14 protein-coding genes and 1 riboswitch are annotated in these 14113 nt (G+C 38.5%); of the genes, 2 read left to right on the forward strand and 12 right to left on the reverse strand.

Annotated elements, in window-relative coordinates; all coding sequences use genetic code 11:
• The first annotated feature begins 287 nt into the window (after window positions 1–287).
• A complete protein-coding gene (locus tag ACODR7_RS04660) occupies window positions 288–2555 on the forward strand; it encodes an aconitate hydratase (protein WP_488837669.1) in 2268 nt (755 codons plus the stop codon).
• A gap of 59 nt (window positions 2556–2614) precedes the next feature.
• Here the strand turns inward: ACODR7_RS04660 and ACODR7_RS04665 are convergent, their stop codons facing one another.
• Entirely contained in the window at window positions 2615–2848 is a 234-nt protein-coding gene (locus ACODR7_RS04665; protein WP_488837670.1) for a LytTR family transcriptional regulator DNA-binding domain-containing protein, read from the reverse strand.
• A 122-nt stretch (window positions 2849–2970) separates the two neighbouring features.
• On the opposite strand from ACODR7_RS04665, the gene ACODR7_RS04670 reads away from it, so the two are divergent.
• Window positions 2971–5193 (forward strand): outer membrane beta-barrel protein, encoded by a 2223-nt coding sequence (locus ACODR7_RS04670; protein WP_488837672.1) that lies wholly within the window; start codon window positions 2971–2973, stop codon window positions 5191–5193.
• A 168-nt stretch (window positions 5194–5361) separates the two neighbouring features.
• Here ACODR7_RS04670 and ACODR7_RS04675 read toward each other — a convergent pair whose 3' ends face one another.
• The 11 genes from ACODR7_RS04675 to ACODR7_RS04725 all read right to left on the reverse strand — a co-directional run bounded on the left by ACODR7_RS04675 (window position 5362) and on the right by ACODR7_RS04725 (window position 14112).
• Complete coding sequence (locus ACODR7_RS04675; protein WP_488837834.1) at window positions 5362–6069, reverse strand: HesA/MoeB/ThiF family protein; 708 nt, start codon at window positions 6067–6069, stop codon at window positions 5362–5364.
• 50 nt (window positions 6070–6119) lie between these two features.
• On the reverse strand, window positions 6120–7238 hold the full coding sequence (gene thiH / locus ACODR7_RS04680; RefSeq protein WP_488837673.1) for a 2-iminoacetate synthase ThiH: 1119 nt from the start codon (window positions 7236–7238) through the stop codon (window positions 6120–6122).
• A 9-nt stretch (window positions 7239–7247) separates the two neighbouring features.
• The gene (locus tag ACODR7_RS04685) at window positions 7248–8024 is read right to left on the reverse strand and encodes a thiazole synthase (protein ID WP_488837675.1); all 777 of its coding nucleotides are present in this window, start codon (window positions 8022–8024) and stop codon (window positions 7248–7250) included.
• On the reverse strand, window positions 8021–8635 hold the full coding sequence (gene thiE, locus ACODR7_RS04690) for a thiamine phosphate synthase (RefSeq protein WP_488837677.1): 615 nt from the start codon (window positions 8633–8635) through the stop codon (window positions 8021–8023). The genes ACODR7_RS04685 and thiE overlap by 4 nt, the downstream gene beginning before the upstream one ends.
• Window positions 8636–8637: 2 nt before the next feature.
• Window positions 8638–9378 (reverse strand): hydroxymethylpyrimidine/phosphomethylpyrimidine kinase, encoded by a 741-nt coding sequence (locus ACODR7_RS04695; protein WP_488837679.1) that lies wholly within the window; start codon window positions 9376–9378, stop codon window positions 8638–8640.
• Window positions 9354–9941, reverse strand: coding sequence for a thiamine phosphate synthase (locus ACODR7_RS04700; RefSeq protein ID WP_488837681.1), 588 nt, complete (start codon window positions 9939–9941; stop codon window positions 9354–9356). Before ACODR7_RS04700 ends, ACODR7_RS04695 begins: the two co-directional genes overlap by 25 nt.
• A complete protein-coding gene (thiC, locus tag ACODR7_RS04705) occupies window positions 9938–11749 on the reverse strand; it encodes a phosphomethylpyrimidine synthase ThiC (RefSeq protein WP_488837682.1) in 1812 nt (603 codons plus the stop codon). Before thiC ends, ACODR7_RS04700 begins: the two co-directional genes overlap by 4 nt.
• Before the next feature lie 24 nt (window positions 11750–11773).
• The gene (thiS, locus tag ACODR7_RS04710) at window positions 11774–11980 is read right to left on the reverse strand and encodes a sulfur carrier protein ThiS (RefSeq protein ID WP_488837684.1); all 207 of its coding nucleotides are present in this window, start codon (window positions 11978–11980) and stop codon (window positions 11774–11776) included.
• A 57-nt stretch (window positions 11981–12037) separates the two neighbouring features.
• Window positions 12038–12134, reverse strand: a riboswitch (TPP riboswitch).
• 106 nt (window positions 12135–12240) lie between these two features.
• Complete coding sequence (locus ACODR7_RS04715; protein WP_488837685.1) at window positions 12241–13083, reverse strand: hypothetical protein; 843 nt, start codon at window positions 13081–13083, stop codon at window positions 12241–12243.
• A gap of 25 nt (window positions 13084–13108) precedes the next feature.
• Window positions 13109–13786: an RluA family pseudouridine synthase gene (locus tag ACODR7_RS04720; protein ID WP_488837687.1), complete on the reverse strand. Its 678-nt coding sequence runs from the start codon at window positions 13784–13786 to the stop codon at window positions 13109–13111.
• Between the two features lie 11 nt (window positions 13787–13797).
• Complete coding sequence (locus ACODR7_RS04725) at window positions 13798–14112, reverse strand: hypothetical protein (protein ID WP_047377337.1); 315 nt, start codon at window positions 14110–14112, stop codon at window positions 13798–13800.
• Window position 14113 lies beyond the last annotated feature (1 nt).

A 14113-nucleotide genomic window follows, 5' to 3' on the forward strand; every position in this document is an offset into this window, starting at 1 on the left:
AAAAACTATATAATTGGAAGATTTTGGTCCTTTAGGATTTAAAATCTTCCATTTTTTTGTTTAGAATGTTTCTATTTTAAGATAATTACATTTTTTTTCTGATAAAATCAGGAAAATAAATTCTAATTTTTCTTAAATTGAAAGTTATAAAATCTATTGATTTTAGAATCAAAAATACCCTGTTGATAGATTATAGGAACGTTTTTTGATGCATAGATAAATGATTTTTCTTTTTCAACATCAGAGAAAGAAGCATTAAAAGAACAAGAACAAAACTAAAATACGATATGACTTTTGATATTGATATGATCAAAAAAGTGTACGAGCGTTACCCGGAAAGAATTGCAGCCGCAAGACAAATCGTGGGAAAACCTCTTACCCTTTCAGAAAAAATTCTTTACACCCACCTTTGGGAAGGAAATGCTACACAAGCGTATGAAAGAGGAAACTCTTATGTGGACTTTGCACCGGACAGAGTAGCGATGCAGGATGCTACCGCACAGATGGCCCTTTTACAGTTTATGCAGGCAGGAAAAGCTAAAGTAGCGGTTCCTTCCACGGCACATGCTGATCACCTGATCCAGGCAAAAGTAGGTGCTGACAAAGATTTACAGGAAGGAATCAACAAAAACTCCGAAGTATTCAACTTCTTAAGTTCTGTATGTGATAAATACGGAATCGGATTCTGGAAACCAGGTGCTGGTATCATTCACCAGGTTGTACTGGAAAATTATGCCTTCCCCGGAGGAATGATGATTGGTACTGATTCTCACACGGTAAACGCAGGTGGATTAGGAATGGTAGCTATTGGTGTAGGAGGAGCTGATGCCGTAGACGTAATGGCAGGAATGGCCTGGGAGCTTAAAATGCCAAAACTTATCGGAGTAAAATTAACCGGTAAAATGAACGGATGGACTTCTGCAAAAGACGTCATCTTAAAAGTAGCAGGAATCCTGACTGTAAAAGGAGGTACGGGATGCATCGTAGAATATTTCGGTGAAGGGGCAGAATCTCTTTCTGCAACCGGTAAAGGAACTATCTGCAACATGGGTGCTGAAATCGGAGCTACAACGTCTACTTTCGGATATGATGATTCTATGAGAAGATATCTTTCCGCAACAGGAAGACAGGACGTAGTAGATGCCGCTGATAAAATTGCTGAACATTTAACAGGTGATGCTGAAGTATATGCCAACCCTGAACAATATTTCGATCAATTAATAGAAATCAACCTTTCTGAACTGACTCCTCACTTAAACGGACCTTTCACTCCGGATTTAGCGACGCCAGTTGCGGAATTCAAAGCTAAAGCTGAAGCAAACGGATGGCCGATAGAAGTGGAATGGGCACTTATCGGTTCTTGTACCAACTCTTCTTATGAAGATTTATCAAGAGCAGCTTCCATCGTAGAGGACGCGGTATCAAAAGGAGTAAAGCCTAAAGCAATCTTAGGAATCAATCCAGGTTCTGAGCAGGTGAAATTCACCGCGGAAAGAGACGGTTTCTTAGATTCTTTCAGAAAATTTGAAAACGCAAGAATCTTTACCAATGCTTGTGGACCATGTATTGGACAGTGGGACAGAGAAGGTGCTGAAAAAGGAGAGAAAAACTCTATTATTCACTCTTTCAACAGAAACTTTGCCAAAAGAGCTGACGGCAACCCGAATACTCACGCCTTTGTAGCTTCTCCGGAAATGGTAGCTGCTGTGGCGATCTCAGGTAGATTAGACTTTAACCCGATTACGGATACTTTAACTAACGAAGCAGGTGAACAGGTAAAACTTAACGAGCCTAGAGGTTTCGAACTTCCTTCAAAAGGATTTGCGGTAGATGACAACGGATATCAGGCACCATCAGAAGATGGCTCAAGCGTTGTTGTTAACGTAAGCCCTACTTCAGACAGACTTCAGTTATTGGAAGAATTCCCGGCTTGGGATGGTAAAAATATTGAAGGCGCTAAAGTATTGATCAAAGCTTTTGGAAAATGTACTACAGACCACATTTCTATGGCAGGACCATGGTTGAAATACAGAGGACACCTGGATAATATTTCAAACAACATGTTGATTGGTGCAGTGAATGCTTACAACATGGAAACCAATAAAGTTAAAAACGAATTAACCGGTGAATACGGTGAAGTTCCGGCTGTACAAAGAGCTTACAAAGCAGCAGGCATTCCAACAATCGTTGTAGGAGACCAGAACTACGGTGAAGGTTCTTCAAGAGAACACGCTGCCATGGAGCCTAGACATCTTGGTGTAAAAGCGGTATTGGTAAAATCATTCGCGAGAATTCACGAAACGAACCTTAAAAAACAAGGAATGCTTGGCATCACTTTCGCTAATGAGGCTGACTATGACAAAATCCAGGAAGATGACACTGTTAACTTCTTAGATCTTGATCAGTTTGCACCAGGAAAACAACTGACATTAGAGTTCGTTCATGCGGACGGAACTAAAGATATCATCATGGCCAACCATACTTACAATGATCAGCAAATTGACTGGTTTAAGGCTGGTTCTGCTCTGAACCTTATCAAACAACAGGAAAAATAAGATTAATTGTTAGACTAATTAATAGAAAGGCGGCTTCATCAGAAGTCGTCTTTTTTGTTTTAATTTATACATAAGACTTGCTCTGTAACTTTTTCCAATAGGAATTTCATACTCATGAAGAAATACTTTTCAGCTCCGATACTTTTAATTCTATCCAGATTGGTGATGAAAGATTTATGAATTCTTAGAGACCTTTCAGAAAGTTGGTTTTCCATAGACTCAAGAGTATCCGGAACAATGAACTCCTTATTTTCCGCATGGATATTGAAATAGCTTTTGATATCAGGAAACATCTGTCAATTCTTCAGTGAAATACGATTGTAATAATTTTCTTCATTCAAATAATTAAAATTATTGTAATGATTGTAACAAAATTTATTTTTCGTCGTCTAACCAGATATCAGTAAAAAACATCATGAAAAAAACGATTTTCGCTTTATCCTTATTAACCTCTGTTTTTGTTTTTTCACAAGAAAAAAATAATAAACCTCAGGAAAAACAAATTGAAGGTGTAGTCATCACCAAAACTAAAAAAGCCGTTGAACAAAAGGCAGACCGTACTATTTTTGACTTTTCCGAGCAACCTCAGCTGAATAACGGAAACGTACTGGAAGGAATTAAAAAACTTCCGGGACTTGTATCTACGGACATCGCAGGAATGATGTATCAGGGAAAAATGCTGGAAGTATACCTGAATGGAAGACCTTTGAACATCACATCCAATGAATTAAACTCCTTTCTGGAAGGAATGCCTGCCAATTCTGTAGAAAGAATTGAAGTGATTACTCAGCCCGGCGCGGAGTTTCCGGCAACTTCCGGAGGAGCAATCATGAATATCATCACGAACAAAAACGCTAATAAATATTTAACGGCTACTTATTCTGGAAATTATTCTTTCACGAATTATGATAAATACAGAAGCAGAACCACAAACTCTGTTAACTTAAACGCCAGAAATAAATATTTCGGATGGCAGCTGAATGTGGGGCAAAATTACCGTGAAAGTATGCTTAACGGGCAACAGGATGAGCTTTTGAACAGCCATACCGACAGATACGGCCGTGGATATTTTGCAAAATCCGGATTAACTTTTGATCTTGGTCAAGACAGATTATTATTAAACTACGATATTTATCATAACAATAACGACAACTACACTTTAAGTAATGGTCATGGAGATTTGCCTTTCAAGAGAAATCCGGAGGATTTAAAAGAAGCTTTTTATACTTCTTCCGATGTTGCGCATACCAATAATTTGAGACAGGAAGCCGTTGTAACGTATCAGAAGCGTTTTGCTGACAAATCTCAAAAACTGGATTTTCAGTTTGGCTATACAAGATCAGACAGCAAGTTTTCTCAGGATAATTATTTTCAAGATGGAACATTTGTAGCTTATCCCAATGAACCTCTCGATAGCCCTACTAATGGATTAAAAGATATTCTTAACAATAAATCTGTAATGAATATTGCGAATCTTAAAGTAGATTATGCCCAGCCTATCAAACTTCTTGACGGTGGAAAGGTAAGCTTTGGGGGATTGTATGAAAGACAGGACTATGATACGGAAAGCTTTGGACTGACTAATCTTGAATATCAGAGACAGACTGCTTCAACCTACTTGGAGTTTCAGGCTAAACTGAAAAAGTTTGATTTCACTTTGGGCACCCGTGCTGAAAACTATGATATTTCCGGCGTAACAAGATATATTAAAGATAAAAAGGTGGTTGAAGCTGATTTGATTCCTTTCAATAAGTTTAAATTTTTCCCGAATGCAAGTGTACAATATAACATGATGAATCAGGTTTATATTGCTGCGAATTACAACAGGAAAATCAGCCTGCCAAGTATTTCTGCTTTGAACCCAAACAACGTAACATTCTCCGGACCAAGTACGGAAGTAAACGGTAACCCGAATCTACAGCCTACTATTTTTGATAATTATGAGTTGAAAATTTCAGCTTTTGATTATGCATTCATCGGATATAGTGTAAGTTCAGCAAGCAACCAGGTGGCACAGATCATCCGAAAAGACGGAAGAAAACTATTCAACGAGCAAGTGAATATTTCGAATATGAAAATTCACAATTTCAACGTGGGATTACCTGTTCCTTTTATGATTTTCAGCAAGCCGTTTAGTGAAATCATGAAATTTAATTTCAATCCTGATAAAATTAATTTCATGTACCTGTATGCTGGTTATCAGAAACATGAAATCGACAATTTGAATAATAAAGGATTCTGGATCTTCAATATCATGACCCAGATTATTTTACCTAAGGACATCAAACTGACAGCCAACTACAGCTATCTGACTCCAAAGGCCGGATATTTCTACTTTACGGCAGAAAAACCGTTTAACAACTCTCTTGATATTACGCTGACGAAGAAGTTTATGAATAACCGCCTGACACTTTCTGTTTTTGCGAATGACATTTTCAACGGGCAGATGATGCAGGTACGCTCTAATCCACCATCAGGAAACCCGGTGATGATCTACAGTAAATATGACACCAGAAATTTCGGGCTTTCCATCAACTATAAAATTCCAACAAGGAATAAACTGGCAAAAGAGGATCCGAGCATCCTTAACCAGACGAAAAAAGAGGATACCGGAGGGGTAATGCAGCAGGCACAGTAATTCATTTTTTTTAATAATAAAAACAGGTGGTAATCATTTTACCACCTGTTTTTTATAAAAGCAAAACGGGCTTCCTTCGTTTACACTCAGGATGACCAGCCCGTTCCTATTGATATTGAATTCGTGTTATTGATGAAAATATTAGTAACATTAGTGTTTACATTTACATCAGAAATCTATCGTCTGAAATCTCCAGCTCAGCGTATCTACCAATGTGAGTTGATTGACACTTACCGGAAGATCTGTTATAATCTTCAACGTCTGCAGTGCCATCATGCTGCCTATGATCCCTGGAAGGGCTCCCAAAACACCAAGGCTGTCACAATCCGGTACATCATCATCGAAAGGTGGCTCAGGGAAAACATCCCGTAAGTTTTTACTTCCGTTAAGATTAAATATAGCTACCTGTCCTGAAAATCCTAAAATACTTCCGTAAACCAGAGCTTTTTTTAATTGTACACAGGTATCATTCACCAGATATCGTGTAGAGAAGTTGTCTGAGCCATCAACAATAATATCGTACTGAGAAATGATTTCTTCGGCATTATTTCTATTGAGTTTTTCATCAATTCCTATCAGTTTAACCTGATGATTGAGTTCTTTTACAAATGTTTCTGCGCTCTTCACTTTGGATAATCCTACCCTATTTTCAGTATGAATGATCTGGCGGTTCAGGTTATGAAGTTCTACATGGTCAAAATCGATAACACCTAAAGTTCCTACTCCTGCAGCCGCCAGATATTGAATAACGGGACTTCCCAAGCCTCCTGCCCCAATGACAAGAACTTTGGATGACTTTATTTTCTTTTGCCCTTCCAATCCGATTTCTTCGATAAATATCTGCCGGCTGTACCGTGCAAACTGGTCTTGTTTCATAATTATCATAGAACCATTAAGGTTTTTAAAGTTCTTAATGGTTTAAAATTTTAAAATCCACTGTATACGGAATCCCAATCTTTCATCACAGGATCATAACCTGCTTTTTTAATCATCATTTTAATCTCCTCCATACTTCGTTCATCACTGGTTTCAAACTGTTCCAGAGATTCTTTATCCACAGCATATCCTCCGGGGTTTGTTTTGGAACCTGCACTCATAGCAGTTGCTCCCAGAGATACAATATTATTCCTAAAAATTTCATTTTCCCTGGTAGAAATGGAGATTTCAAGGTCTTCATTCCAGATTCTGTAGGCACAAATGAGCTGAAGAAGGTCTTTATCTTCCATAATGAAATTCGGTTCAATAATCCCTTCAGCGGGTCTGAGCCTGGGAAATGAAACAGAAAACTTGCTTTTCCAGTACTGTTTCTGGAGGTAATCGATGTGTAAGGCATTGAAAAAGCTGTCTATTCTCCAATCTTCAAGCCCAAGAAGAACTCCCAGCCCTATTTTATGAATGCCTGCCCTTCCAATTCTGTCAGGAGTTTCAAGGCGAAAATGAAAATTTGATTTTTTGCCTTTCGGATGATATTCCCTGTACACATCCTGATGGTAGGTTTCCTGATATACCAGAACAGAATGTACTCCTTCTTCATGGAGCAGCTTATATTCTTCTTCCAGTAATGGCTGCACTTCAATGGAAATGTTGGAAAAATGAGGCTTTAGCTTACGGACAGCGTTCTGAAAATAAGGTACACCCACAATTTTATTGGCTTCACCGCTTACCAGTAACACATGATTCACTCCCATAGATTTCAGGACTGATGCTTCAATCATCAGCTCCATATCGGAAAGTGTTTTCCTTTTCAGGTGATTGTCCAGACTGAATCCGCAATAGGTACAGATATTCTGACATTCATTACTGAGATACAGCGGAGCATAGAGCTGAATGGTTTTTCCAAATCTTTTTTGGGTAAGAGCCTGCGTCATTCCTGCCATCAGCTCAAGTTCCTGAGAAGCCGCTGGTGACAAAAGGTTCAGGAAATCATCAAGGGTTTTATTCTTTTTCTGAAGACTGTACCTTACATCAGCCAGGCTTACTTTTTCAAGTTTATCCTTTACCTCGTCCCATCGATAGTGTTCAAAAACATCTTTAAAGCTTTTCATGAGTCTGCTTTATTCAAATAAAAATGAAGTCAGCGGACTTGAAGCTTCAGCATGGTTAGCAATGGCTCCCAATCCAGATTCAAAGGCTCTTCTTCCTGCAATCACACCTTCTTTAAAAGCTAAAGCCATATTCAGCGGGTTTCCGGCAACGGCAATGGCTGTGTTCACCAAAACGGCGTCTGCTCCCATTTCCATAGCTTTTGCTGCATCTGATGGTGCCCCGATACCTGCATCTACTACGACAGGAACATTACTCTGACTGATGATGATTTCCAGAAAGTCTTGTGTTCTTAATCCTTTATTCGTCCCGATAGGTGCTCCCAAAGGCATTACCACTGCAGTTCCGGCGTCTTCCAGACGTTTGCATAAAACAGGATCGGCATGAATGTAAGGCATTACAACAAATCCTAATTTGGCTAATTCTTCCGTTGCATATAAGGTTTCAATAGGATCCGGCAGTAAATATTTTGGATCCGGATGAATTTCCAGTTTTACCCAGTTCGTTTCCAGTGCTTCTCTGGCTAACTGTGCGGCCAATACAGCTTCTTTGGCAGTTCTTGCTCCGGAAGTATTCGGCAGAAGGTGAACGTTGGTTTCTTTTAATGAATCAAGCAGGCTGTCTTCACTGGATTTCGCATCAATTCTTTTGAGCGCCATTGTTACCATATTGGTTTCAGATGCGATGACAGATTGTACCATATCTCCCATACTTCCGAATTTTCCTGTTCCTAAAAACAGTCTTGATTCAAAAATTCTTCCTGCGATTTCTAATTTCTGATGGTTCATATCATTACTTTTTTTAGTTCATTAATAATTGATGGCTGTTTTGTAATCAGTCCGGAAACTGCAATACCATAAATCCCGATCTCCTGTAACGGTAAAATATCTTCGAGAGTAACACTTCCGATGGCAAATATCTTAGGGACATCTATTAATTTTTCCCTTAATCCATCAATGATATGCTGATATCCTTCAAATCCAAGAACAGGACTGAGTTTTTCTTTGGTTGTGGTAAATCTCAATGGTCCTAAACCGATATAATCACAAGATTCGTTGATTCTCTGAATGACATCTGAAAGGGTATTAGCCGTTCCGCCAATCATTTTATTTTCGCCCAAGATCAACCTTGCGTCTTTAATGGCACTGTCGTCCAATCCTAAATGAACGCCGTCTGCATCTATTTCTCTGGCTATTTGTACATGATCATTGATGATACAAACCGCCTGATATTCTGAACAAAGTTGTTTTGAAATTTCACAGAGTTTGATTAATTCGTTTTCAGGAGCATTTTTCCATCGAACCTGTACCCATTTGATCCCATTATCTAAGGCTTTTCGGATATAAAGGTCCTGTTCCTGCAGAGTATTTCCCTGTGATATGTATTGTAATTTTTCCATGTTTATGATGAATGCGTTCCCAGTAAAGAGGGATTGCTTTGTAAAAATTTTTCGATGTATCGTTTTCCCTGCTTGCAGGCCGTTTCCATACTTTTCCCTTTGGCAAGTTCAGCTGTGATGGCTGAAGATAAAACACAGCCCGAACCATGCTTGGGAAAATAGATCTCACTATCATCTTTTGGTTTTAAAAGAGTTTCTGTTCCATTTTCAACTAAAACATCCGTTCCCAAAAGGTCTTTTCTATGTCCTCCTTTGATCAGTAATGAACATTTATTGGTATCCGGCAAAAGATTATTTTCTTTTAAAACCACATATTCATTGTAATTGGGAGTCATTAAACTGATGTCGTTTACAATATCCTTCAGCTGTGAAAGTGTTTCAAGGTCAAAAAAGGTAAATTCAGAAGTACTTTTCATAACCGGATCCCAAACGATTTTTGCTTCAGAGTTACCAGCCTTTACTGCTTTTATAATTTTACCCAGAAATTCCGCATCTTTCACAATTCCGATTTTCACTGCTGAAATGGTATAGTTTTCCCTCAACACCTGAATTGCTTTGGTTACTTCATCTATAGGCCGCCATTCTAAGCTCAAGCATTTGGAAGCCGTTTGCAATGTCAATGCGGTACATATTCCCAATCCCATCACTTTCGATTGTTCAAAAGTTTTACTATCTGACAGCAAGCCCGCTCCACCACTGGGATCGAAGCCTGCGATACTTATGACATAAGGACGTTCCTGCATTTTTTGAATACTTTTAAGGGTTCTTCACTTTCCCAGACAGCACCTAATAAGGCCGCTCCATCTGCTCCTGTTTCGAAAACTTCATGGATATTATCCTGATCAATTCCTCCAAGAGCAATCAATTTTACATCCGAATGCTTTCTATGTTTTATTTCATCTTTAATAGTGGAATCCAATCCATATCCTTTTTTGGAGATACTTGGAAAGAACGGGCTTATGAAAGCATATTCCCATTCTTTATCCAAAATATTGTACGTTGCGATATCGTGTACCGAAGTTGAAATGGTATTTTCTTCCGCAAAAGGTTTATATGTTCCTTCCTTTCGATCAATCTCCCTGAAATGAAATCTTGAAATAGTAAATTCCTTCCCCGGGTCGTAATGCGTATGCAGCACCAGCTGTGAACGAAAAACTTCATCAATCTGTGTGATGAATTCAGTCATTTCATTCCGGCTGATCCATGGTTTCCGGATGTGAAGCAGATCAAGACCCTCCTGAAACATTTGGTTAATAATATCAGTTTCATTCGGGACAATCCATTCAGGAGTGATAACGATGATCATATATAGATTTCTTTCCCTTTTTCAATAAATTCCTGTGATTTATCCAGCATACCCTGTTCTGCAGATTCACGAATTTCCTGAGTAATTTTCATGGAACAGAATTTCGGTCCGCACATGGAACAGAAATGGGCAATTTTTGCACCTTCCGCTGGTAATGTTTCATCGTGATAAGCTCTTGCCGTCTCAGGATCTAACGAAAGGTTAAACTGATCTTCCCATCTGAATTCAAACCTGGCTTTACTTAATGCGTTGTCTCTGTACTGTGCGCCCGGATGACCTTTTGCTAAATCCGCTGCGTGGGCTGCCAGTTTATAAGTGATTACCCCAACTTTTACATCATCTTTATTCGGAAGACCTAAATGTTCTTTCGGTGTTACATAGCAAAGCATGGCACAACCAAACCAACCAATCATAGCTGCCCCGATTCCTGAAGTAATATGATCATAACCTGGAGCAATATCCGTTGTTAACGGCCCTAAAGTATAGAAAGGAGCTTCATGGCATTCTTCCAATTGCTTTTCCATATTTTCTTTGATCATGTGCATCGGAACATGGCCGGGTCCTTCAATCATCACCTGCACATTATGTTTCCAGGCAATTTTTGTCAGTTCACCTAAAGTTTCCAGTTCTGCAAACTGAGCGGCATCATTAGCATCTGCAATAGATCCGGGACGAAGACCATCTCCTAAAGAGAAAGCTACGTCATACTTCTTCATGATCTCGCAAATCTCCTCAAAATGAGTGTATAAGAAACTTTCTTCATGATGGAATAAACACCATTTTGCCATAATAGATCCTCCTCTGGAGACAATTCCGGTCACTCTTTTTGCGGTTAAATGGATATATCTCAACAGAACTCCGGCATGGATCGTGAAATAGGAAACTCCCTGCTCTGCCTGTTCAATAAGGGTATCTCTGAAGATTTCCCACGTCAGGTCTTCCGGAACACCTTTCACTTTTTCCAGGGCCTGATAAATAGGAACTGTACCAATAGGAACCGGACTGTTTCTGATGATCCACTCTCTTGTTTCGTGAATATTTTTTCCGGTTGAAAGATCCATAATAGTATCAGCACCCCATCGGCAGGCCCACACCGCTTTTTCTACTTCTTCTTCAATACTGGATGAAACGGCACTGTTTCCGATATTTGCATTGATTTTCACCAGGAAATTTCTTCCGATGATCATCGGTTCGCTTTCCGGATGGTTGATGTTATTGGGAATAATGGCTCTTCCGGCAGCAATTTCGTCTCTTACAAACTCTGGTGTAATTTTACTTTTTGGGGTATTGGCTCCAAAGCTGTGTCCCGGATGTTGAAAAGCCATTTCTTTAGATACAGAATCAAGCTGTTCTATTCTTTGATTTTCCCTGATCGCCACATATTCCATTTCCGGAGTAATGATTCCCTGTTTTGCATAATAAAGCTGTGTAACTTCTTTTCCTTGCTGCGCAACTTTAGGCTTATGATCATAAGAGAATCTTAATTCATTAAGACGAGGATCTGCTAAACGTGCCTTTCCATATTCAGACGTAATTCCATCAAGGATATTTACATCATTTCTGTCCAGAATCCATTTTTCTCTGATTCTCGGAAGTCCTTTCTGGATATCAATGACTGCATTTTCATCGGTATAAGGTCCTGAAGTGTCGTAAATCGTCACCGGAGCATTATATTCAAAGCCGCCATTGGTCAATTTGGTCGGACTAAGCTGTATTTCACGCATGGCTACATTGATAGGATGTAATGTTCCTTCAACATAGATTTTCTTTGAGTTCGGAAATGGCGAACATGTAATGGAGTGAGCCATAAGTATTGGTATTAATTATGAGAATTAACCGCCTTGAGTGGCAGTAATGATTAAAACTGAATCGTTGTGGTTAAGGATGGTTTCCGCCCAGACTGACAGGGGAATAATGCGATTGTTGAGAGCTACAGCAATACCTTTTTTCTTTCCAGGCAGCTCAATAGCCAGTAATGCTTCCAGGTTTGCGGGAAGTACATTAAATGTTTTTCGGGTGTGGTTGATTATAAGTTCCATTCCTAATATTTTACATATACTTTAGGAATGGCCATTATTGTACAATAGAATGTACAGCAAAAGTCATCTACTTTTCCCTACGCTGGTATGATCCAGATCAGGTTCAAAGGGTAAAGTCTCAGTCTGTTGGTAACAGACACCCCTAAAGTTGGCAACGAAGTTAGACATTTTTTCAGAATGGACAAAATTTCAGATGATATTCAACAAAAAATCCATCTCAACTTTGGAGATGGATCTTATTGATATTTATTCAAAATGCGTTAATAAAAAAGCTTTAAGCAGCCATTGGTATTATATTGATTAGCCCAGGATAATTCATTTGTAGAGCTTATCTGTCCTGAGTAATTAAACTCTTTTATAATCATCTTTTGAAAATTATTTTTAGATAATGACATGTAAAAATAGTCAGTGAAAATTCCCAGGTTTTTAAATGGATTCTGGACTGCATCAAAATTACTAAACTGCAGCTCCTGAATGGTTTTAAAATCAACATTATTATGTTTTTCTATAGTAACCGTTTTTTCCAGATTTCCAGCAGTGTTATAAGTAAATTTTTCTAAAAATGTTAAAATATAATCATCAGGATCTGTAGGATCATAAGTTATATTAGGGAATTCTGTCAAAACATCAACGAGCTTTCCTGAGGTATCATAATTGTATGTCAAACGTTTTTCCTGTTGTATATTATAAATTGAAGGAATAGTTGATTTAGTAATTTTTCCTTGACTGTCAAACTCAAATTTCCTTTCATTTAATTGAACATTAAATGATGGATCAGAGCTATAACTTCCTACTACAGCAGTATTCCCTGTATAAGATATTTTAGTATAAATCAGATTTGTAAATCGGTCCGGAGCTCCTGACGCTCCTGCAGACTTCAAAATCCCTCCATTTTTTTTATAAACTCTTCCCTGAGAATCATATTCAAAAATATAGTTTTGTTCCAAACCGTTAAAAGCAGGAGATAAAACAGGATAATTCCACGATACTTTATTTGTATTATCAATAACAGTTTGTTCTGAATTATCAACAGGTATTTCATTATTGTCTGAACAAGATCCCATAACCAACACTGTGACTAAGAAAAGTGATTTAAATTTCATATTATAGATCGTAAAAATTATTTGCTTATTCTTCACAAGCCCTCCAGATCGCATCATTCTGTGGAACAGGAGCTATGATTTCAATGTTTTCTTTGGTTACCGGATGAATAAATTCCAGTTTTCTTGCATGAAGATTGATTCCTCCATCAGGGTTAGAGCGTGGTGCTCCATATTTCAGATCACCCTTAATCGGAACTCCGGTTTTAGATAGCTGCGCTCTGATCTGGTGATGTCTTCCGGTTTCAAGATCTATTTCCAAGAGAAGGTAATTATCCAGTGTTTTGACCACATGATAGGTAAGAATAGCTTCTTTTGCTCCTTCGGTAGCTTTGGGAAAAACAATGGCTTTATTATTCTTTTCGTTTTTCTTTAAATAATGAACCAGTCTCTGGCTTTGAGGAATCATTTCTTTTCCCACAACTGCCCAATATGTCTTTTTCACTTCACGGTTTTTCACCATTTGCGTAAGACGGGAAAGCGCTTTGGAAGTTTTTGCATAGATTACCAGCCCGGAGGTTGGGCGGTCTATACGATGAACCAAGCCGAGAAAAACATTTCCCGGCTTAGCATCTCTTATTTTTATAAAGTTCTTGATGGATTCTAATAGTGATTCATCTCCGGTTTTATCACCCTGAACAAGCTGACCCACCTTTTTATTAATCACCAGAAGATGGTTGTCCTCATATATAATCTGCTCCTTCATACTTTTTCAGTCTATCTTCTTCTGTTGGATAATGACAGGATAATTCCCGCCAAAAGCCCCACAGTTTTTACAGCCGAAAGTTTTGAGCCTTCCGGAATAAATGCTCCGAATACACAGATTGCTGCAGCAGCATACATAGCATAAACAAAATTCTTATTCGTAAGTAGCGGAGCCTGAATAAAGAAGCTCGCTCCTATCAGCACATAAAATACTTTTCTTGAAAGTAAATGATTGATTTCCGGAGAGAATAAATTAAACCACCCTACAGCAAGACAAATCAGTGCTGCAATAGATAATATTCCCTGAATAGATTGTTGATTCTGCATA

The organism is Chryseobacterium sp. FG46 (assembly GCF_057809135.1).

Excerpts from the sequence above, each read along its gene's own strand:
- ACODR7_RS04720 (WP_488837687.1), bottom strand. The coding sequence starts at position 13,786 with ATGAAGGAGCAGATTATATATGAGGACAACCATCTTCTGGTGATTAAT.
- thiC (WP_488837682.1), bottom strand. The coding sequence starts at position 11,749 with ATGGCTCACTCCATTACATGTTCGCCATTTCCGAACTCAAAGAAAATC.
- thiE (WP_488837677.1), bottom strand. The coding sequence starts at position 8,635 with ATGGAAAAATTACAATACATATCACAGGGAAATACTCTGCAGGAACAG.
- ACODR7_RS04675 (WP_488837834.1), bottom strand. The coding sequence starts at position 6,069 with ATGAAACAAGACCAGTTTGCACGGTACAGCCGGCAGATATTTATCGAA.
- ACODR7_RS04685 (WP_488837675.1), bottom strand. The coding sequence starts at position 8,024 with ATGAACCATCAGAAATTAGAAATCGCAGGAAGAATTTTTGAATCAAGA.
- ACODR7_RS04715 (WP_488837685.1), bottom strand. The coding sequence starts at position 13,083 with ATGAAATTTAAATCACTTTTCTTAGTCACAGTGTTGGTTATGGGATCT.
- ACODR7_RS04660 (WP_488837669.1), top strand. The coding sequence starts at position 288 with ATGACTTTTGATATTGATATGATCAAAAAAGTGTACGAGCGTTACCCG.
- ACODR7_RS04695 (WP_488837679.1), bottom strand. The coding sequence starts at position 9,378 with ATGCAGGAACGTCCTTATGTCATAAGTATCGCAGGCTTCGATCCCAGT.
- ACODR7_RS04725 (WP_047377337.1), bottom strand. The coding sequence starts at position 14,112 with ATGCAGAATCAACAATCTATTCAGGGAATATTATCTATTGCAGCACTG.
- thiH (WP_488837673.1), bottom strand. The coding sequence starts at position 7,238 with ATGAAAAGCTTTAAAGATGTTTTTGAACACTATCGATGGGACGAGGTA.
- ACODR7_RS04670 (WP_488837672.1), top strand. The coding sequence starts at position 2,971 with ATGAAAAAAACGATTTTCGCTTTATCCTTATTAACCTCTGTTTTTGTT.
- ACODR7_RS04665 (WP_488837670.1), bottom strand. The coding sequence starts at position 2,848 with ATGTTTCCTGATATCAAAAGCTATTTCAATATCCATGCGGAAAATAAG.
- ACODR7_RS04700 (WP_488837681.1), bottom strand. The coding sequence starts at position 9,941 with ATGATCATCGTTATCACTCCTGAATGGATTGTCCCGAATGAAACTGAT.
- thiS (WP_488837684.1), bottom strand. The coding sequence starts at position 11,980 with ATGGAACTTATAATCAACCACACCCGAAAAACATTTAATGTACTTCCC.